The sequence below is a fragment of the Mediterraneibacter catenae genome (genome assembly GCF_008691045.1).
Taxonomy (GTDB): domain Bacteria; phylum Bacillota; class Clostridia; order Lachnospirales; family Lachnospiraceae; genus Mediterraneibacter; species Mediterraneibacter ornithocaccae.
Genome location: NZ_VMSO01000002.1, coordinates 69,694 through 89,974, shown reverse-complemented (window position 1 = coordinate 89,974; position 20,281 = coordinate 69,694). Strand labels below are relative to the sequence as shown.

At 48.0% G+C, this 20,281-nt stretch carries 16 protein-coding genes; all 16 read right to left on the bottom strand.

What is annotated here, in order from left to right; all coding sequences use genetic code 11:
* Entirely contained in the window at window positions 1-420 is a 420-nt protein-coding gene (locus FNY66_RS02105; protein WP_087151478.1) for an ACT domain-containing protein, read from the bottom strand.
* Window positions 421-467: 47 nt separating this feature from the next.
* Window positions 468-1,040 (bottom strand): indolepyruvate oxidoreductase subunit beta, encoded by a 573-nt coding sequence (locus FNY66_RS02100; RefSeq protein ID WP_087151477.1) that lies wholly within the window; start codon window positions 1,038-1,040, stop codon window positions 468-470.
* Between the two features lie 3 nt (window positions 1,041-1,043).
* Entirely contained in the window at window positions 1,044-2,789 is a 1,746-nt protein-coding gene (iorA, locus tag FNY66_RS02095; RefSeq protein ID WP_087151476.1) for an indolepyruvate ferredoxin oxidoreductase subunit alpha, read from the bottom strand.
* 1 nt (window position 2,790) lies between these two features.
* Window positions 2,791-4,101: a phenylacetate--CoA ligase family protein gene (locus tag FNY66_RS02090; RefSeq protein ID WP_087151475.1), complete on the bottom strand. Its 1,311-nt coding sequence runs from the start codon at window positions 4,099-4,101 to the stop codon at window positions 2,791-2,793.
* A gap of 592 nt (window positions 4,102-4,693) precedes the next feature.
* Window positions 4,694-5,929 (bottom strand): serine hydroxymethyltransferase, encoded by a 1,236-nt coding sequence (glyA, locus tag FNY66_RS02085; RefSeq protein ID WP_150310160.1) that lies wholly within the window; start codon window positions 5,927-5,929, stop codon window positions 4,694-4,696.
* A gap of 90 nt (window positions 5,930-6,019) precedes the next feature.
* Entirely contained in the window at window positions 6,020-10,612 is a 4,593-nt protein-coding gene (locus FNY66_RS02080; protein WP_150310159.1) for a PolC-type DNA polymerase III, read from the bottom strand.
* 17 nt (window positions 10,613-10,629) lie between these two features.
* Entirely contained in the window at window positions 10,630-11,685 is a 1,056-nt protein-coding gene (gene ispG, locus FNY66_RS02075) for a flavodoxin-dependent (E)-4-hydroxy-3-methylbut-2-enyl-diphosphate synthase (protein ID WP_087151472.1), read from the bottom strand.
* Window positions 11,686-11,783: 98 nt separating this feature from the next.
* The gene (locus FNY66_RS02070) at window positions 11,784-12,179 is read right to left on the bottom strand and encodes a hypothetical protein (RefSeq protein ID WP_150310158.1); all 396 of its coding nucleotides are present in this window, start codon (window positions 12,177-12,179) and stop codon (window positions 11,784-11,786) included.
* A gap of 130 nt (window positions 12,180-12,309) precedes the next feature.
* The gene (gene hisC, locus FNY66_RS02065) at window positions 12,310-13,377 is read right to left on the bottom strand and encodes a histidinol-phosphate transaminase (protein WP_150310157.1); all 1,068 of its coding nucleotides are present in this window, start codon (window positions 13,375-13,377) and stop codon (window positions 12,310-12,312) included.
* A gap of 12 nt (window positions 13,378-13,389) precedes the next feature.
* Window positions 13,390-14,577 carry a pyridoxal phosphate-dependent aminotransferase gene (locus tag FNY66_RS02060; protein ID WP_150310156.1) on the bottom strand — a complete coding sequence of 396 codons (1,188 nt, stop codon included), beginning with the start codon at window positions 14,575-14,577 and terminating at the stop codon, window positions 13,390-13,392.
* Between the two features lie 5 nt (window positions 14,578-14,582).
* Window positions 14,583-15,482: a DUF2156 domain-containing protein gene (locus FNY66_RS02055; RefSeq protein WP_087151468.1), complete on the bottom strand. Its 900-nt coding sequence runs from the start codon at window positions 15,480-15,482 to the stop codon at window positions 14,583-14,585.
* 17 nt (window positions 15,483-15,499) lie between these two features.
* Window positions 15,500-16,570: a peptide chain release factor 1 gene (gene prfA / locus FNY66_RS02050; protein WP_150310155.1), complete on the bottom strand. Its 1,071-nt coding sequence runs from the start codon at window positions 16,568-16,570 to the stop codon at window positions 15,500-15,502.
* Window positions 16,571-16,667: 97 nt separating this feature from the next.
* Entirely contained in the window at window positions 16,668-17,534 is an 867-nt protein-coding gene (gene prmC, locus FNY66_RS02045) for a peptide chain release factor N(5)-glutamine methyltransferase (RefSeq protein ID WP_150310154.1), read from the bottom strand.
* A complete protein-coding gene (locus tag FNY66_RS02040; protein ID WP_150310153.1) occupies window positions 17,531-18,445 on the bottom strand; it encodes a DUF1385 domain-containing protein in 915 nt (304 codons plus the stop codon). Before FNY66_RS02040 ends, prmC begins: the two co-directional genes overlap by 4 nt.
* 77 nt (window positions 18,446-18,522) lie before the next feature.
* Window positions 18,523-18,723 carry a 50S ribosomal protein L31 gene (gene rpmE / locus FNY66_RS02035; protein ID WP_087151464.1) on the bottom strand — a complete coding sequence of 67 codons (201 nt, stop codon included), beginning with the start codon at window positions 18,721-18,723 and terminating at the stop codon, window positions 18,523-18,525.
* A 91-nt stretch (window positions 18,724-18,814) separates the two neighbouring features.
* Window positions 18,815-20,164, bottom strand: coding sequence for a transcription termination factor Rho (rho, locus tag FNY66_RS02030; RefSeq protein ID WP_087151463.1), 1,350 nt, complete (start codon window positions 20,162-20,164; stop codon window positions 18,815-18,817).
* Window positions 20,165-20,281 lie beyond the last annotated feature (117 nt).

Below are 20,281 nucleotides of genomic sequence, written 5' to 3'. Positions count from 1 at the left end.
TTATAATTCTTCTTCCTCTACGAGCTTAACATCTGCTGCTCTGAGGACTTTTTCCGCTTTCTCATAATTGTCCGTGCTAAATACCATGACCGGAGCTTTTCCTTCGCGGATTACAAAAGAATAAATATAATTGACGTTGATCTTCCCGTCTGCAAGAATTGCGAGCATCTGATTAAGATTACCTTTTTCGTCCTTAAGTTCGGCTCCGATCACTTCGCTTACTCTTGTGACGAACCCCTTCTCTGTCAGAGCTTCTTTTGCACGCACCGGATTATCAACAATAAGGCGCATGATCCCAAATTCCGGTGTATCAAATGTTGAGATTGCCCTGATATTCACATGGGCTTCTGTCAATACGGAAGTCACGTTCATCATGCTGCCCGGCTGATTTTCCACGAATACTGATATCTGCCTGATCATTGCTATCACCGCCTTTCCTGTATGATCACTGTCACATATTTATTGTTTTATCTCAGTCTGTATCCGACATCAAAAGCTTTCTTATTAATCTCTATCGTCTTAGGCGGCACTGTTCTTTCGATCACTTCGTACCACTGCTCTTTCGTGAAATCCATATGCTGCGCCGCAACTCCGAGCACAATAAGATTAAATACTTTTGGATTGCCCAGTTTTCTTGATTCCTCTGTAGCATCCACTTTGTAGACTTTGTATTCCTTCTCAAGATTTTCAAGAATACTCTCAGGATATTTTGCGTTTCCAATCACAACAGGCATCGGATCGATACGCCAGTCATTGACGATTAGTACGCCGTCTTTCTTAAGAAAATGTGCATATCTGAGTGCTTCAAGACGTTCGAATGCAATAATAACATCTGCCTGTCCTTCCTCTACGATAGGTTCTGCCACTTTATCTCCATATCGTACAAATGTAACCACACTGCCGCCTCTCTGCGCCATCCCGTGGACCTCGGAGAGCTTCACATCATATCCGCCCGCAATAGTAATTCCGCCTAAAATACGGCTGGTGAGCAGTGTGCCCTGTCCGCCTACGCCGACGATCATAATATTTTTTACTGCCATGATCTACTCCCCCTCCTTTACAAGCTCTATTGCATCAAATTTACACAGGTCTTTGCAGAGTCCGCAGCCGGTGCACATCGTATCGTCAATATGGATCGTTCCGTCCGCATTTTTCGTCATGGCCGGACATCCCGGCTTCATGCACATGCCGCATTTCTTACATTTATCCTCATGGGCAGTATAGAGAGGTTTCTTTCTCTTATCAAGGAGCACACACGGAGTCTTCGTGATGATGACCGACACTTCGTCCTTCGCTGTTTCTTCCTTTATCGTCTTCTCGAGGAGCGGAAGATCAAAAGCATTGATCTCATATACGTTCTTGATGCCCATAGCTTTACAGATGCCAGGGATACTGATCGCATATGTCGGGTCGCCCTGCAGCGTCTTTCCTGTCGCAGCATGATCCTGATGTCCGGTCATTCCTGTAGTGGAATTGTCTAGAATGATGACTGTACCTGTAGCCTTGTTGTAGACCATGTTCATCAGGGAATTCACACCAGTATGCATGAATGTGGAATCTCCGATCACTGCCACCCAGTTCTTTATGTAATCTTTGCCTTTTGCCTTTTCCATGCCGTGAAGCGTCGATATACTGGAACCCATGCACATTGTCGTATCGATCACGCTTAACGGAGCGACTGCCCCCAGTGTGTAACATCCGATATCTCCCGCCGCATGCATTTTCAGTTTATTCAGTGTATAGAACACGCTTCTGTGAGGACATCCCGGACAGAGAATCGGCGGTCTTCCCGGAGCCGCTGCCGGCTCTTTGATATCAAGCTCCTGCTTCAGGATCGCTTTTCTGAGCATATTCGCGCTGTACTCGCCCTGCACGGTGAGGATTTCTTTACCGATTGCTTTAATTCCCCATGATTTCACCTGTTCCTCAATGACCGGATCCAGTTCTTCCACGATATACAGAGTCTCTACCTTAGATGCAAACTCTTCGATCAGCTTTCTCGGAAGAGGATTGACCATACCGAGTTTGAGCACGGAAGCCTCCGGCATCGCCTCCTTGACATACTGATACGGGATACCGCTCGTGATCACGCCGATTTTCGTGTCATTCATCTCCACACGATTGATCGGAAGTGTGTTCGCCGCCTCTGCAAGCTCCAGATTGCGCTTCTCGATCTCAATGTGACGGATCTTGGCATTGCCCGGCATCATGACATTTTTCTGAATATTCTTCTCGTACGGCTTATCTTCAGGAACAACCCGTTCCTGAAGTTCTACCAGCCCCTGTGAATGTGCAAGTCTTGTGGTCGTACGGAATATAAACGGACGGTCGAACTTCTCGCTCAGTTCAAATGCGATCTTAAAGTAATCTTTTGCCTCCGCACTGTCAGACGGTTCGATCACCGGGATCTGGGCCGCCCTTGCGACCATCCTCGTATCCTGCTCGTTCTGTGAACTGTACAGGCCCGGATCATCTGCAACAACGATAACAAGACCGCCGTTCACACCCATATAGGACACGGAATACAGCGGATCCGCCGCAACATTAAGTCCCACATGCTTCATACATGCCATGGCGCGCGTGCCTGAAAGGCTCGCGCCTACAGCCACCTCGGTGGCAACCTTCTCATTTGGCGCCCACTCCTCATATACATCATCTCTGTACTGTACAAGATATTCACTGATCTCCGTACTCGGCGTTCCCGGATATGCGGAAGACACTTTCACTCCCGCCTCATAAGCGCCGCGGGCAATTGCTTCATTGCCCAGCATGATCACTTTCTCTGCCATATCATAAACCATCCTTTCGTAAATCTGTCACTCGTCTCGCCTTACCTTCGAATCTCTGAAGAGAATTCGGAGCCACGAGTCTGATCTGTGTTGCCAGACCCAGCTGCGACTTCAGTGCTTTTTTAATCCTGCTCTCAAGTTCGCTCAGCTTCGCATAGCTGTCAAGCAGTCTGTCATCAATCAGTTCTACTGTGATCGTCATGACATCCAGCCTGTTCTTTCTCTCTACAAGTATCTCATAATGCGGACCAATCTCGTCAATCTTAAAGAGTACTTCCTCAATCTGTGTCGGGAATACATTGACGCCACGAATAACGAGCATATCGTCTGCACGTCCTGAAATATTTTCTATCCTGCACGTCGTGCGCCCGCATTTACACGGCTCATACATAAGCCTTGTGAGATCCCCCGTCCGGTATCTCACGAGCGGAAGAGCCTCTTTACCCAGGCATGTCACGACAAGTTCTCCGAGTTCTCCCGGCGGGAGCACTTCCTCTGTCTCCGGATCGATGATCTCCGGGATAAACCAGTCTTCGTTGACATGCATGCCGCACAATTCTGTACATTCTCCGGCAACCCCCGGACCGCACAGCTCGCTCATGCCGTAGTTCTGTGTACAGACAAACTGGTCACCCCATACTTTATGCATCTCGTTACGCATCGGTTCCGTCATACCCTCACCGCCGAACAGACCAATATGCAGCTTTAGATCTTTTGACGGATCAAGTCCTCTTCTTCTGATTTCTTCGCCCAGATGTAGCGCGTAGGACGGGGTTGCCACAAGAAGTGTTACACCCATATCCTGAAGAAACATAATCTGTTTGTTCGTATTTCCGGAGGACATCGGAATTACAGACGCGCCAATCTTCTCAAGACCCCCATGAAGTCCGAGTGCTCCTGTAAAGGTACCGTATCCGAATGAAATCTGCGCCACATCTTCCGCCGTGGCGCCGCCCATGCAGGCGAGCCTTGCCACATTGTTGAGCCACATGTCCAGATCATTTCTTGTATATCCGACCACAGTCGGTTTTCCGGTCGTACCTGAACTTGCATGGTAGCGCACGATGTCTTTCTTGTCCACTGCAAAGAGTCCGTCCGGATAATTGTCTCTGAAGTCCGATTTATATGTAAAAGGCAGGCGCTTCAGATCATTCAGCGTCTGTACATCTTCCGGCTTCACGCCAGCCGCATCCATCTTATCACGGTAAGGTTTCACACGGTCATAAATGTATCGGACCGTATTTTTCAGTTTGGTAAGCTGGATGGCTTCTATCTCTTCTCTGGGGAGAGTCTCCTCCTTGTCCCATATCATTGTATGTCTCCTCCTTCAATTAAACATTCGCCTTGTTTCAGTATATCATAATACTTTGCCGATTTAAAGTGGAAAATTCGGTTTTTTCGTACTGGCGGATAATTCGAAAAACGTCGAAAACGCAGAACTATACAGCAATCTGACTCACGTGTCCGCAGAGGGAGAAAAAGGTTGATTCCGACTCCGGTTACAGGAAATAACTCAAAGTAACAAAGCAGGGAAATGGTGTTAACTTTTCATAATTTCCTTCCAAAGTCGCCGTTCTCAACCTTTTTCTCCCTCTGCGTAAGGTGCATCAGAGCGGATGTAATCTTCCGTTTTGACGTTTATCGACTAACAGACCAATCCGAAAAATCCTCATACAAACAGAAAGAAGTGGGAGCTTTGTTCCTTCCGTCTGAAATTTGATTTTCGGAATGGGAAAGAAAGCAGCCGGGAGGTATGTATTGTGTACGCACCGTTGGAGCGGCGTCGGCACTTAGAGCGCGTCTTTTGCGCTCTTACGTACCGTTACGTCGCGACCGAGTGAAAACGTGTGCGATAACAATACATACCTCCCGGCGGATGTTTTCTCAGTACGAGAAATCGAAATTTAACAGAGAGGATATTTCTCCGTCAGTTCTGCAGCCATCTTTCTTCCTGCTTCTACGTTATCCTCGCTCTCGATTACCATCGCAATGATCTCGGCAATCTTATCCATGTCCTCTTCTTTCATGCCGCGGGTCGTCACTGCAGGAGTTCCAAGTCTCACGCCGCTTGTGACAAACGGAGAACGGGGGTCATTTGGGATCGTGTTCTTGTTGCAGGTAATGTGAGCGTCGTCCAGACGCTTTTCGAGCTCTTTTCCGCTTACATTTTTCTCTGTCAGATCCACGAGCATCAGATGATTATCCGTATCTCCGGATACAATCTTGACACCGCGCTTTTTCAGGCCTTCGCAGAGTGCTTTCGCATTCTTTAAGATCTGAGCCTGATATTCTTTAAACTCCGGCTGAAGTGCCTCTTTGAAGCACACTGCCTTCGCGGCGATCACATGCATGAGCGGTCCGCCCTGGATGCCCGGGAATACCGCTTTGTTAAAATTGAACTTCTCGTTCATTTCATTGCTGGAGAGGATCATTCCGCCGCGGGGACCTCTCAGCGTCTTGTGCGTCGTAGTCGTTGTTACGTGCGCATACGGGATCGGACTCGGATGAAGACCTGCTGCCACGAGACCTGCAATATGCGCCATATCCACCATCAGATATGCTCCGATTTCGTCCGCGATCTCACGGAAACGTTTGAAATCAATGGTACGCGCATAGGCACTGGCACCGGCAACGATCATCTTCGGCTTACACTCCTTCGCGATCTCAAGGACTTTATCGTAATCGATCACACCGTCCTCATTGACACCGTAAGGTACGACATTGAAATACTTTCCAGACATGTTGACCGGTGAACCATGAGTCAGATGTCCGCCGTGATCCAGATTCATTCCCATGTAAGTGTCTCCCGGCTCGAGAATCGCAAAGAACACCGCCATATTTGCCTGAGCTCCCGAGTGCGGCTGTACATTGGCATATTCACATCCAAAGAGCTCTTTTGCACGTTCTCTTGCCAGTTCTTCCACTACGTCCACACACTGGCAGCCGCCGTAATATCTCTTTCCCGGATATCCCTCCGCATATTTGTTCGTCAAAGGGCTTCCCATGGCGGCCATCACCGCCTTGCTCACCCAGTTTTCGGAAGCAATCAGCTCAATGTGGGAATTCTGTCTCTCCATCTCGGCTTTGATCGCATCGGCAATTTCCTGGTCCGTTGTCATGATCTCATCGAAGTCGTACATTTGCATATCCTCCATCATTCATTTTTAAACTGAATTCACTTTACTGCGTAAATGCATTGAAGCCATTATAGCACAGCTTATGCGCTGCGTCTATGCAAAATCAAACAGTGACAGCTGATTGCTCTGAGGCAGGTCTCCGAACAGCCCCAGTTCCTGCATCAGGTCGATGACCGTCTTGCTGACTTTCGTCCTCTGACGGAAATCATCAAGAGACAGATACGGTCCGTCTTTTCCCGCTTCTTCCACCGCCTCGGCCGCCTTATCGCCCATTCCCTCAATGCTTGCGAAGGATGGCATGAGCTTTCCGTCAACGATCTGGAACATCTTCGCCTTTGCCCGATAAAGATCGATAGGCATAAACTCGAATCCGCGCGCATACATTTCCTGCACGATCTTCATATCCTTCATGACATCCTGCTCTTTTTTGCTCAGGGAGTCGCTGCGCTTCTTATAATCCTGCATGTAATAATTCAGCTTGTCCTTTCCCTGGCACATGATCTCATAGGAGAAGGCGTCCGCACGGATACTGAAATATGCCGCATAGTACGCCAGCGGATAATTGATCTTGCAGTAGGCAATGCGGTACGCCATCATGACATACGCCGCCGCATGGGCTTTCGGGAACATGTAGCTGATCTTCTTGCATGACCAGATATACCAGTCAGGCACACCCTGTGCTGTCATAGCTTCTTCCCACTCCGGTTTCAGACCCTTTCCTTTACGCACACTCTCCATGATCGTAAATGCAAGGGCGCTCTCCACGCCTTTATTGATCAGATAGATCATGATATCGTCACGGGTACAGATAGCGGTCGAGATGGTCGCCTTACCTGTTTTTACCAGTTCCTGGGCATTTCCAAGCCACACGTTCGTTCCGTGAGACAGACCGGAGATACGGATCAGGTCGGACAAAGTCTGCGGTTTCGTATCCTCCACCATCTGAATAACGAAGTCTGTTCCGAACTCAGGAATTCCGAGACATCCGAGCTTACATCCGTCAATATCCTCCGGTTTGATGCCGAGCACGTCCGTCCCATGGAACAGTTCGATCACCTGTTTATCATCCAGAGGTATCTCCGTTGCGATAAACGGATGTTCTTCATTATACTCATTATCCATGGCGTCCGACGTGATATAGTCCTCAAGGGTACGGATCATGGTCGGATCATCGTGCCCAAGGATATCCAGTTTCAGCAGGTTATGGTCAATGGAATGATAGTCAAAATGTGTCGTGATGATCCCGCACTCCATATCATTTGCCGGATGCTGCACCGGGGTGAACTCATTAATGTCATGCCCGTGGGGAAGGACAACGATACCTCCAGGGTGCTGTCCGGTACTGCGTCGGATTCCAGTGCAGCCGACAGTGATTCTCTCAATTTCGCAGCGGCGTTTTCTCTGCTCGCGTTCCTCGTAATAATTCTTCACGAATCCGTAGGCAGTTTTGTCTGCAAGTGTTCCGATCGTTCCCGCCTTGAATGTATGGCCTTCACCGAAGAGCACCTCTGTATATTTATGGGCTTTGGCCTGATAGTCGCCGGAGAAGTTCAGGTCGATATCAGGCTCCTTGTCTCCCTTGAACCCGAGGAATGTCTCAAAAGGAATATCAAATCCGGCTTTTACAAGAGGTTCACCGCACACCGGGCAGTTTTTGTCCGGCATGTCGAATCCGCAGCCTCCGGCATAGGAACGCACCTCGTCGGACTCAAAATCACTGTAGTGGCAACTTTTGCAGTAATAATGCGGGCTCAGCGGATTTACCTCCGTGATCCCGGCCATCGTCGCCACGAAAGACGATCCGACCGAACCACGGGATCCTACCAGATATCCGTCCGCATTGGACTTCCACACCAGTTTCTGCGCGATGATATACATAACGGCATAACCGTTGGAGATAATGGAATTCAGCTCCTTCTCCAGACGTTCGGACACCTGCACGGGAAGGTCCTCGCCGTACATCTCATGTGCTTTCCGGTAACAGATATTTCTCAGTTCCTGATCGGAATTCTCGATTACCGGAGGACACTTGTTCGGATTTACCGGTGATATCTTCTCGATCATACCGGCAATCTTCACCGGATTGTCGATCACGACCTCACGCGCCTTTGCCGCCCCCAGATAAGCACACTCCTCTAACATCTCCTCTGTTGTACGCAGGAAGAGCGGCGCCTGATTATCCGCATCGTCGAATCCTTTTCCCGCCATGATGATCCTGCGGTAAACCTCGTCGTCGGGATCGAGGAAATGCACGTCACAGGTAGCCACTACCGGCTTCCCGAACTTCTCACCCAACTCCACGATCTCGCGGTTGATATTTTTCAGATCCTCCTCGGAATTCACATCCGCAATACGGTCGCTCTCGATCATAAACCGGTTGTTGCCCAGAGGCTGTATCTCATAATAATCATAGAAATCTGCCAGACGCGCGATCTGCTGCGCCGAACGCTTTTCCAGAATAGCCTGATAGAGTTCTCCCGCCTCGCAGGCACTTCCGATAAGCAGGCCCTCTCTGTGTTCGTTCAGCAGGCTCTTCGGAATACGCGGCCGTCTCGAATAATATGTAAGATGCGACTCTGTGATCAGCTGATACAGGTTATATCGGCCGATATCATTCTTCGCCATTATGATAATATGGTGGGTCGGCATCTTCCGGATCGCATTGACATTGCGGTCTCCGTAGTGGTTTACTTCTTTTAACGTCGTGATATGTTCCTTCTTCAGCATCTCCACAAATTTCACGAAAATCTCTGCCGTAGCACCCGCGTCATCTACTGCCCGATGATGATTCTCAAGCGAAATATTCAGTGCTTTTGCCACGATGTTCAGCTTATATTTCGACAATGTAGGCAGAAGCACCCGCGCCAGTGCCACTGTATCCAGATAGACAAAGTGATCATTTAAGCCCAGATTTCTGCAGTTCTGCTCGATAAATCCCACATCAAATCCGGCATTGTGTGCGACAAGGACACCGTCCCCGATAAATTCAAGGAACTGAGGAAGGATCACATCGATAGCCGGTGATCCCATGACCATCTCATCCGTGATACTGGTCAGATTCGTGATCTCAAAGGGGATTGGCCTCTGCGGATTTACGAATGTGCTGAACCGATCCACAATCTTTCCGTTTACAACCTTTACCGCACCGATCTCTATGATCCGGTCCTGGATAGAACTGAAGCCGGTCGTCTCGATATCAAACACAATGTACGTATCATCCAGAGTCTGGCTGCCTGCATTCACCGCGATGTCAGTCAGGTCGTCCACCACATATCCCTCGACACCATAGAGGACCTTGAACGGATCATCTTTGTCCAATGTCTCGATATAGTGGTTCGCATCAGGGAATGCCTGAGTCACTCCGTGATCCGTAATGGCGATCGCCGGATGTCCCCAGTCATGGGCACGCTTTACGATATTCTTTACCTCTGATACACCGTCCATATCACTCATCTTTGTATGACAGTGAAGCTCCACACGCTTGATCGGGCTCAGATCTTCTCTCGACACCGTAAAGTCGCCGATCTTCTTGATACCGGTAACCGAACCGATGGTCAATTCTCCATCAAACTTATCGATCGTAGTAACACCTTTGATCTTTACAAAAGCGCCCTTCTTCAGCTCTCCCAGTATCTCCGGGAGCTGATCGTTTCGGGTGAACATCTTCACAGTGATCGTATCCGTAAAGTCCGTAACCGCAAACATGATGATCGTCTTCTCATTCCGGATCTCACGGGTGTCAAAGTTAATGATCTTTCCGTGGATGGTGATCTCACCCATCTCCGTCACTACCTGATCCAGTGTGATCGGCTCGTCGTCAAAGTTCCTGCCGTAGATCAGGTTCGGATCATCTCCCTGTTTAACCGGCCGGTAGAAATCTTTCTTCTTGAAGTCACCTTTTCTGCCCGGTCTCCTGCCGCCTGACAAGTGAGTTCCTCCGCCTTTTCCGGCACCTGCGCCCTTTTCCTGTCCGCTCTTTTTCCCTGAAGATGCGTCGGCAGTATTCCCCGGCACGTTCGCCGCACTTTCTTCTTTTGTGTTTCCCGCAGACTCTCCGTTATTTCCCGCTTCTACATATTCGCCGCGCTGTCTTGCACGTCTCTCAAAGATGGCGTTGATCTCCTGCTGCAGCCTCTGCTCGTCATATTCGCGAGTCCCCGCGCCGTCCGGTTCACGGTATGTAATGCGGATATCCGCCGGTATATGAAATCTCTCTCCATAAATCTTCTCGAGAAGATTCAGTATCTCTTCTTTTCTTCCCTCCGACACGATCGTATCCAGCAGTTCGAGGCAGATCACATTGCCATCCTCAAAGTGGATCTTCGCCTGAGAGAACATACTTGACGCCAGCACGCTCTGTTCTTTCAGCTCCAGAATAATACTCTCCCTGTACTCATTCATGAGGGCTTCCGGTGTATACTGCCCGGAAAGGGCGTATTCTTCCTCAATGCGCACTTCTACCCTCACATTTCCGAAAAGCTGGTCTTTGATCCGCCGCTCCATCTGCCAGATCTGTTTCTTCTGGATCAGGTGACGGCTGAATATATGTACATGAAGAAAATCACGCCGTGAATTTGTCGTGATCTTCTTTACTTCCACATCTGCAAAAAGGATCTGGATGTCATCCTCCACCTTAAGCGTCGGGAACACATAGAAAAATGACTTATCGTTTCTGGTCTTTTCCAAATTTAAACACTCCCGTTTTATTCTTTCCAGTTCAGCAGCTCCTGTCGGAGAGTCTCAAGAAGTTCCTCCTCTTTTACCTTTTTCACGATCTCGCCCTTCTTGATCAGAAGCCCCTCGCCGATGCCGCCTGCTATACCGATGTCCGCCTCTTTTGCCTCTCCCGGACCGTTTACAACACATCCCATAACAGCCACTTTGATATCCAGCGGAATGTTGGCTACCATTTTCTCAACCTCGTTGGCAAGTCCGATCAGATCGATCTTCGTCCTGCCGCAGGTCGGACAAGATACGACTTCGATTCCGCCCTTTTTCAGTCCCAGTGTTTTCAGGATAAGCTTAGCCGTGCGGATTTCCTCAACCGGGTCACCGGTCAGAGAAACACGGATTGTATTTCCGATGCCTTCATAGAGAATAATCCCGAGCCCGACAGAAGACTTGACATTACCTGAATATACGGTGCCTGATTCTGTAATGCCGACATGGAGCGGATACGGACATTCCTTTGCGATCAGCTCATGGGCTTTTACACACATGAGCACATCAGAGGACTTGATGCTCACGACGAGATTATCATACCCCATGTTTTCGATCATATGTACCTTATCCAGAGCACTCTCTACGATTCCTTCCGCCGTGACTCCGCCGTATTTCTCCAGCAGATGTTTCTCAAGAGAGCCGCTGTTCACGCCCACCCGGATCGGTACCCCGTACTCCTTCGCCTTGTCTACAACTGCCCTGACCCGCTCCTCGGAACCTATATTCCCCGGGTTGATGCGGATCTTGTCCGCTCCATTCTCAATAGCGGCAATGGCAAGACGATAATCGAAATGTATATCTGCCACAAGCGGAATGTGTATCTGCTTCTTGATCTCTTTTAAGGCTTCTGCAGCTTCCATCGTCGGAACAGCGCAGCGGATAATCTCACAGCCGGCTGCCTCCAGTTTTAAAATCTGCGCGACAGTAGCTTCGATATTCTCTGTCTTTGTGTTTGTCATGGACTGAATCGCCACAGGGTTGCTGCCGCCGATCTTCACTCCTCCGATATTGATTTCTTTTGTCTGCTCTCGTAACATAAGTCATCTCCCTAACTCTGCTATTTTTCTGGCAGGCACTCTTTGTTTCCTGTCCAGTTACAACAGGAGAGTTCCGCATGCGGAACTCTCCATGATCTTTACTCCTGCTCACGCACAAACACGAGCTGTTCTCCATATTCGCGTTCTGTCAGTGTCAGCGTATCCTGCTCTATATTGTAGTTATAGGTTCCCGGCTGAATGATATCAGAATCCAGGGGGCCCTCGGCTACAGTAAGTATTTTCGTCTTAGTGTCGACATTGCATCTGATCTCGGTAAACCGGTCCCCTTCCTCCGGCCGGATAATCATCTGATTATCATCAGTGATCTCGATCATATCACCAGAGCCCTCGCTGACCCATCTTCCTTCAAGCGGGTTCCCCGTAAAAAGTTTCACGACAAAAAATACAGCGATAATAATGATAACGACAGAAGATACAGTCAGGATCGTCCGCCAGATCGTGCTTCTTTTTTCTTCATTATTTTCATAAATCATAAAATCCCCCCTTTAACTTCTGTTTTCATTATACGGAATCCGCAGGGCGCTGTCAACGTCCCCAGACCCGGGGGTTATGGACAGTTCAAACTGACGCAGTCTTCTTTACACAAAAAGAACTTTGATGTGATCAATGCTGGCGTACTGTTCTTCTCAAAAAGTCAATCAGAATTCCCATTTCCTCATCCGTGCCCACGGAAATGCGCAGATACTGGCCTATCCGCTCGTCATCCCAGTGACGCACATAGATATGTTCGTTTTTCAGTTCAGTGAAAAGTTTTCCTGCATCATACTCCGGGTGTCTCGCAAAGATAAAGTTCGCCTTGGAATCCGTCATGACAAATCCGAGCTTGCTCAGCTCTTTTTTTGCCCATTCTCTTGTCTTTACTATTTTACGGATATTTTCCTCAAAATATTCTGTATCCCCCACCGCTGCAGCTCCGCAGACAAGCGCAGCCCTGCTCATGGTGTATGAATTAAAAGAATATTTCACATCATTTAAGCAGCGGATCAGTTCGGGACAGGCGATCGCGTATCCGATCCTCATCCCCGCCATGCTGCGCGACTTTGAAAACGTCTGCGTGACGATAAGATTATCGTAACGACCGATCAGTTCAACAGCAGAACGTCCGGCAAAATCAATATATGCCTCGTCTACGATCACAATGGAATTTCTGTTGTGCTCGAGAATGTCCTCAATAAAATCTAGTTCCTCATAGATTGCTGTCGGAGCATTCGGATTCGGAAAGATAATACCGCCGTTCTCGCAGTAATAATCTTCTTTAACGATCCGGAAGTCTTCATCCAGCTTCGGACACTCATACGGTATCCGGTAAAGCTGTGCCCACACTTTATAAAAGGAATATGTGATATCCGGAAACAGGACCGGTTTGTCTGAGTTGAAAAAAGTCAGGAAACATAAGGAGAGCACATCATCAGAGCCGACGCCTGCAAACACCTGATTCTCCCCCACATGATACTGCTCTGCAAGCGCCTTTACGAGCACACTGGACGCAGGGTCCGGATACAGGCGGAAAGCATCTGTATCCATGGCGTCCAGCGCCTTTTTCACCTCCGGTGATGGTGGGTACGGATTCTCGTTCGTATTCAGTTTCACAACTTGCTCCTGAGGCTGTTCGCCCGGAACGTATGGTTCAACCTGCCGTATATTCCTAAGAAGTTCTTCTCTGATTTTCATAACTGTCTCCAATTATTTGTATTCTTCTGCCAGCTGTGCAAACTTCGGCAGGGAGTTAACGATTGTCTCATATGCCACGCAGTATGCGATCCTCACATATCCGGGACACCCGAAAGAACTTCCCGGGACAAGAAGGATATTGTACTTCTTCGCTGCTGCGCAGAATTCTTTCTCATCAGCAACCGGCGACTTAACAAACAAATAGAAAGCTCCTTCAGGCTTAATACACTCAAAGCCCAGATCTTTCAGGCCATTGTAGAGAGTCTCTCTGTTCCTGTTGTAGAAGGAGATGTCTGTCTTCTCATCCAGACATGCCTTGACTACTTTCTGCTGGAGAGTCGGAGCGTTAACAAATCCGAGGATGCGAGTCGCAACATTTGCTGCGGATATCAGATTTCCACTGTCTGCAGCCTCATCCGGGATCACAAGGTATCCGATACGCTCTCCCGGCAGGGAAAGTGATTTACTATAAGAATAGCCGACAATTGTGTTGGCATAGTATTTTGTAAGATATGGCACTTCCACTCCGTCGTAAGCCAGCTCTCTGTAAGGTTCGTCAGAGATAAGATAGATATCTGTCCCAAACTCCTCCTGTTTCTTCTCCATGACGGCAGCCATCTTTTTGATCGTTTCTTCCGAATAGACAACACCTGTAGGATTATTCGGAGTATTAACAATCACGGCGCGTGTCTTTGCAGTTATCTTGCCCTCAAACTCGTCCAGTTTCGGCTGGAAATCAGACGTATTCGGAGATACCTCTACAAGAACACCGTCATAATTATTCACATAGCTTCTGTACTCACCGAAATACGGAGCAAATACAACCACTTCATCTCCCGGATTCAGAAGAGCCTTCAGGATGACATTCAGTCCGCCCGCAGCCCCTACGGTCATTGTGATATTTCTGGAAGAAAATGCTGTGCCGAAACGCTTATTCAGCGATTCAGCCACTGCCTGGCGCACATCCTCATATCCGGCATTACTGTTCGTGTAACCGTGCAGTACAACAGGATCCTCTTCATTCAGAAGTTCTATGATCGCTTTCTTTACCGACTCCGGTGCCGGAACATTCGGATTGCCCAGGCTGAAGTCAAATACATTCTCAGCGCCGTAGATCTTTGCCAGTCTGTTACCCTCCTCAAACATTGCACGGATTGCAGAACTGTTTGCCACCATGTTTTCCATTTTCTTTGATATCATTGCTATCACTCCGTTTCTTTTACAATTCCTTTTTCTTCCAGAAATGCCGGCCTGTAGGATAACTTCGCCTTTCTCAGCCCCTCTGCGCCGGTATCTTCTTCCCTGTTTACGTATTTATAGTCCATGCACTCATGCTGCACAAACTGCTGATTGATCATGGGGTAAGCCCCCTCCACATCCGGAAAAGCTTTCTCGATATGGACAACAAACGTGTCATCACACAAAGGCTCTCCGACTGTAAACGCCACAATCTTTCCTTCGATTTTCAGCACGCCGCCTGTCAGTTCAAGTTCCTTATAAAGCCGCAGAGAATTGAGCGTTACACACATCTCTGCGTTTTTCTCCGGATCATCCTCACATCCGTTCTGATTACGCCATTTCAAAGCCATCTGGAAGCAATCTTCCACATTATCATCTGAAAGTGACTCGTATGTCCAGTCCGGATACAGATTCTTAAACTTATTGATGTGGTTGCGTTTGCCATGGAGCTTTTTTCCTGCCAGCGCAGCAAGTTTTTCCGTCTCATAGACATAGTCCGCGCTATCCCGGTCATACTCAACAGTAAACCTGCCAGGATACCATCCCTCAAGCTGTCCGAACATCTCCGGCGTCACATTATAAAACACAAGAGGACATTCTTTTTCTTTGCAATATTCTGTAAGAAAATCAACAGCCTTTTTTATGTTCTCCGCATCACCAGCCGGATAGGAGAATGCAAGCCCGTTGTCATCACTTCGGAATACGAGCGCATCTTCGATCACGGCATATTTTACTTTATAATGTCTGGACCAGAGATACACGTTCACAAATGTACGCTCACAGCTTCTGCTCGGTGATTTTTCAAAATATGATGTAATGATTTCCTTATCTTCCAGTTCCGGACGTTTAAATACTGGTTCTGTCATAAATTCAGCCGGCCTCCTTAGTCTTCCATCTTCGCAAGTTTTGCCGTCTGGTCTGCCGCGATCAGACTGTCGATCACTTCATCCAGATCTCCGTTTAATATGGAATCCAGTTTGTGAAGAGTAAGTTTGATCCTGTGATCTGTCACGCGTCCCTGTGGGAAGTTATAAGTACGGATCTTCTCCGACCTGTCTCCGGTACCGATCTGGCTTCTTCTCTCTTCCGCCTCGGATGCCTGCTGTTTTTCCAGTTCCAGGTCATACAGCTTGGACCGGAGCAGCCGGAATGCCTTCTCTTTGTTCTGAAGCTGGGATTTCTCCGTCTGGCTGTAGATCACGATTCCTGTCGGGAAGTGAGTCAGCCGGACTGCCGAGTCTGTCGTGTTGACGCACTGACCGCCGTTTCCGGACGCACGCATAACGTCTATACGGATATCTTTCTCATCGATCACCACGTCGACTTCCTCCGCCTCGGGCATGATCGCAACTGTAATGGTCGAGGTATGGATCCTTCCGCCGCTCTCTGTCTCAGGCACTCTCTGTACACGGTGCACACCGCTCTCATATTTCAGTCTGGAATATGCGCCCTGACCGGTGATCATGAACACACATTCTTTAAACCCGCCGATCCCATTTTCATTTAGCGAGATCATCTCTGTCCGCCAGCCTCTGCTGTCTGCATAATGTACGTACATACGGTAGATCTCTGCAGCAAAAAGCGCTGCTTCGTCTCCACCGGCTCCCGCACGGATCTCTACGATAACGTTCTTATCATCATTAGGGTCTTTGGGAAGGAGAAGGATCTTTAATTCCTGCTCAAGCTCTTCGATCCTTTTTCTAGACTCATTAAGTTCCTCTTTTGCCAGCTCACGCAGCTCCTCATCGGACTCTTCCTCGAGCATGGCGAGACTGTCCTCAACATTCTGTTTACAACTCTTATATTCCTGGTATGCCTCAACAATGGGGGCCAGATCACTCTGCTCTTTCATAAGCTTGCGGAACCGTGCCGGGTCATCCGCCACGCCGGGTTCCTGGAGCTCACCCATTACTTCCTCATACCGGATCAGCAAATCATCTAATCTGTCAAACATTTCTCATACGTCCTTTTCTAAAATTCTTACATAAACTACATGATGTTGGGGGCAAAGGTTCCATAGGTTTAGACCTTTTGTCCCTGGCATCACTACATTATTTAATATATCGTCCATACACGACACGGTCAAGCCCTGCCAGATCCTTTTTAACACTGATTTCTTCAAATCCCCGTGCTTCCATCAGCTCTGTCACATCCTCCGCCTGATCGTATCCAATCTCAAACAAGAGCCAGCCTCCGTCCTCAAGATAATTCGGACTCTCGTTAATAATCTTACGGTAGAAATAGAGTCCGTCCTCTTTTCCATCCAGTGCTTCCACGGGATCATAAAGCCTGACCTCATCCTGGAGACTGCTTATTTCTGTGCTCCTGATATATGGGGGATTAGACATGATCATAGAAAATATTCCATCAATCTTTTCAAACAGGTCGCTCTCGATAAATCCGGCTGTTATTCCCAGCCGCCGAGCGTTTTCCGATGCAATTTTCAGTGCTTTGGCAGAAATATCGCTTCCTGTCCCCTCAGCCCTGCATTTTGCATAATACAGCACACTCAGCAGAATGCATCCCGATCCTGTACACATGTCTAGAAGTCTGATATCTCTGTCTTCTGTGCCGTGTGAGCTTTTTCCCCGTGCCAGGATGTCCAGCGCCGTCTCCACCAATGTCTCTGTGTCTTGTCTCGGGATAAGGACATCTCCGTTCACATGAAAAGAAAGTCCCATGAATTCCTGCACACCCGTGATATGCTGCAAAGGGATACGACTGCTTCGCAATGTAATGCACCGTTCACACTCATCTGCCTGGTCCTGTGTCATTTCTCGTTCGGGATCCGCATAATATGCTGCACGCCCTATTCCGGTAACATGCTCAAGAATATACCAGGCATCCAGTTCCGGTTCCGGCACTTTGGCAGCACGGAGACGCTCTGTCCCTGTCTGATATGCATATTTCAGGTTCATAAGTTCTCCCTCTGCCAAGTCCGCCAGTCAAACACTTCCTCAACAGCACGGATGCCAACTTCGATCATACTGTCATCCGGCTCCTTTGTCGTCATATTCTGGACCCACATTCCCGGGCGGCTCAAAAGATTGATAAAAGCATTGTCACTGTTCCCGGCAAGCCGGATGATCTCATAGGAGACTCCCGCAATGAACGGAAAGAGAGCGATCCTTATCAGGACACGCGCCGCCTGTGATTCTGCTGTGATAAAGAAACAAAAGATGATACTCACGATCATGACAAAAAACAAAAAACTCGTGCCGCATCTCTTGTGCTGCTTGGAACTCTTCCTAACATTCTCTACGGTAAGTTCCAGCCCGTGCTCGATACAGTTGATACATTTGTGCTCTGCACCGTGATACATAAACGTTCTTTTGATATCTTTTGTTCTGGAGATAAGAAAGATATAAATAAGAAAGATCACGACACGGATCACACCCTCAAAGACCGTCACCGCCATTCTTGAAGAAGTATATTTCTCCACAAAGGTACTCAGGAAATACGGGAGTACCATGAAAAGAGCGACTGCGATCACAACCGCGATCACGACGGTCAGATTCATAAAGATCTTTTCCTGCTTCTCCTGCTTTGCCGCCTCTTCTTCCGTCAGCGCTTCGCCTTCCTCTTCCTCAAAAAAACTGGCGGAATACATAAGTGTCTTCATTCCGAGCACAAGGGAATCGACAAAATTAAAAATGCCGCGGATAAACGGAATCTTAAGCGGCGTCTTCCATGGGATCACACTGTGATAGTCCTGCACATCGACAGCAATCTCCCCATCCGTTTTGCGGACCGCAACGGAATATTTCCCGCCGTTGCGCATCATAATGCCTTCTAAGACTGCCTGTCCGCCTATATTTGATGATTTCATTTTTCCTCCTGTAAACCGGCTCATACTAAAACAAAGAGGCTGAGATGCTTTCCACCTCAGCCTGCTGTGTTTGTTTCTTATTTAATACCGTATTTCTTGTTGAACTTATCAACACGGCCACGTGCCTGAGCCGCTTTCTGCTGTCCTGTATAGAACGGATGGCACTTGGAGCAGATCTCAACGTGGATGTTCTCCTTAGTAGAACCTGTCACAAATGTATTTCCACAGTTGCATGTTACTGTAGCCTGATGATAGTCTGGATGGATTCCTTCGCGCATGATTTTCACCTCTCTATTTTAAATTAATTTATTATAATCTCTAAACAGCTTTCTAATTGTATCATAAGATATTTTCTTTTGCAACTGTTTTTTAGATAAACTTCTGACGAATTACCTGGTGCACAAGTTCATTGTTTGATTTTGTGCGGGAGAACATATTCAGAAGGTTGTCCGCCGCCTCCTCTGCTTTCATTCCGTTTAAGCCTCTGCGCATGATATAGACCGCCTCCTGCTCTTCTTTTGTGAGAAGCAGGTCCTCACGTCTTGTGCCGGACTTTGCAATATCGATTGCCGGGAATACTCTCTTCTCCTGCAGTTTCCGGTCAAGAATAAGTTCCATGTTTCCGGTTCCTTTGAACTCCTCATACACAACGTCGTCCATCTTGCTCCCTGTATCTACCAGAGCAGTAGCAAGTATTGTCAGGCTGCCGCCTTCTCTCATATTTCGCGCAGCTCCGAAAAATCTCTTCGGGCTGTAGAGTGCAGCCGGGTCAAGACCGCCGGAAAGCGTTCTCCCTGAAGGAGGAACAATCAGGTTGTATGCCCGGGAAAGTCTTGTAATACTATCCAAAAGTATCATGACATCTTTACCGTGCTCCACCAGACGTTTTGCTCTCGCGATAACCATTTCAGACACTCTTTTATGATGTTCCGGGAGTTCGTCAAATGTAGAATGGATCACTTCTACGTTCGGTCCGGAGATTGCCTCTTTGATATCTGTTACCTCCTCCGGGCGCTCATCGATCAGAAGGATAAGAAGGTGCATATGTGGCTCCGCCTTCTGTACAGAAAGTGCAACTTCTTTCAGCAGTGTCGTCTTACCCGCTTTCGGCGGAGAAACGATCATACCTCTCTGTCCTTTGCCGATCGGCGACATCAGATCCATAATTCTCATCGCAGTACTGCTTCCTGCCATCTCAAGCCGGATTCTCTTATTCGGAAAGATCGGGGTAAGATCCTCAAAATTCTTACGTTTCATTGCTTCGGACGGACGAACGCCGTTAATCGTAGAAACATAGAGGAGCGCACTGAACTTCTCCCCCTGTGTCTTGATCCTGGTATTTCCCGTCAGTATATCACCCGTCTTAAGTCCGAATCTGCGGATTTGTGCCGGAGATACATATACATCATTTTCTCCCGGCAGATAATTGTCGCTCCTGATAAACCCGAATCCATCCTGCATAACTTCCAGAATACCGTTTGCAGTATTGCCGCTGTCGAGCTGTTCGATATCTGTTTCCGCCTTCTTCTCTTTCAGTTCTTCTTTCACTTCTTCCTTTGCTTCGGTTGCAGCCTCCTGCTGCTCTTCTTTTTCATCCAGCGCAAGCATAGCATCAATGAGATCGCTTTTCTTCAGCGTGGATACACCTTTCATTTTTCTTGCTTTTGCAAGTTCCTTCAAGGTTGCAAGAGGTAATGATTCATACTTTTCTCTCGTCATAAAAACTATCCTTTCTAAAAAACTAATATAAATCACTCTATATTCATAAAAACTCTTCGGGAATTATCGTCTGAATTGACATAAAAATCGATAAGCCTTATTAAATCTCTAACAATT

Excerpts from the sequence above, each read along its gene's own strand:
- FNY66_RS02105 (WP_087151478.1), bottom strand. The coding sequence starts at position 420 with ATGATCAGGCAGATATCAGTATTCGTGGAAAATCAGCCGGGCAGCATG.
- FNY66_RS02100 (WP_087151477.1), bottom strand. The coding sequence starts at position 1,040 with ATGGCAGTAAAAAATATTATGATCGTCGGCGTAGGCGGACAGGGCACA.
- iorA (WP_087151476.1), bottom strand. The coding sequence starts at position 2,789 with ATGGCAGAGAAAGTGATCATGCTGGGCAATGAAGCAATTGCCCGCGGC.
- FNY66_RS02090 (WP_087151475.1), bottom strand. The coding sequence starts at position 4,101 with ATGATATGGGACAAGGAGGAGACTCTCCCCAGAGAAGAGATAGAAGCC.
- glyA (WP_150310160.1), bottom strand. The coding sequence starts at position 5,929 with ATGTACGACTTCGATGAGATCATGACAACGGACCAGGAAATTGCCGAT.
- ispG (WP_087151472.1), bottom strand. The coding sequence starts at position 11,685 with ATGTTACGAGAGCAGACAAAAGAAATCAATATCGGAGGAGTGAAGATC.
- FNY66_RS02070 (WP_150310158.1), bottom strand. The coding sequence starts at position 12,179 with ATGATTTATGAAAATAATGAAGAAAAAAGAAGCACGATCTGGCGGACG.
- hisC (WP_150310157.1), bottom strand. The coding sequence starts at position 13,377 with ATGAAAATCAGAGAAGAACTTCTTAGGAATATACGGCAGGTTGAACCA.
- FNY66_RS02060 (WP_150310156.1), bottom strand. The coding sequence starts at position 14,577 with ATGATATCAAAGAAAATGGAAAACATGGTGGCAAACAGTTCTGCAATC.
- FNY66_RS02055 (WP_087151468.1), bottom strand. The coding sequence starts at position 15,482 with ATGACAGAACCAGTATTTAAACGTCCGGAACTGGAAGATAAGGAAATC.
- prfA (WP_150310155.1), bottom strand. The coding sequence starts at position 16,570 with ATGTTTGACAGATTAGATGATTTGCTGATCCGGTATGAGGAAGTAATG.
- prmC (WP_150310154.1), bottom strand. The coding sequence starts at position 17,534 with ATGAACCTGAAATATGCATATCAGACAGGGACAGAGCGTCTCCGTGCT.
- FNY66_RS02040 (WP_150310153.1), bottom strand. The coding sequence starts at position 18,445 with ATGAAATCATCAAATATAGGCGGACAGGCAGTCTTAGAAGGCATTATG.
- rpmE (WP_087151464.1), bottom strand. The coding sequence starts at position 18,723 with ATGCGCGAAGGAATCCATCCAGACTATCATCAGGCTACAGTAACATGC.
- rho (WP_087151463.1), bottom strand. The coding sequence starts at position 20,164 with ATGACGAGAGAAAAGTATGAATCATTACCTCTTGCAACCTTGAAGGAA.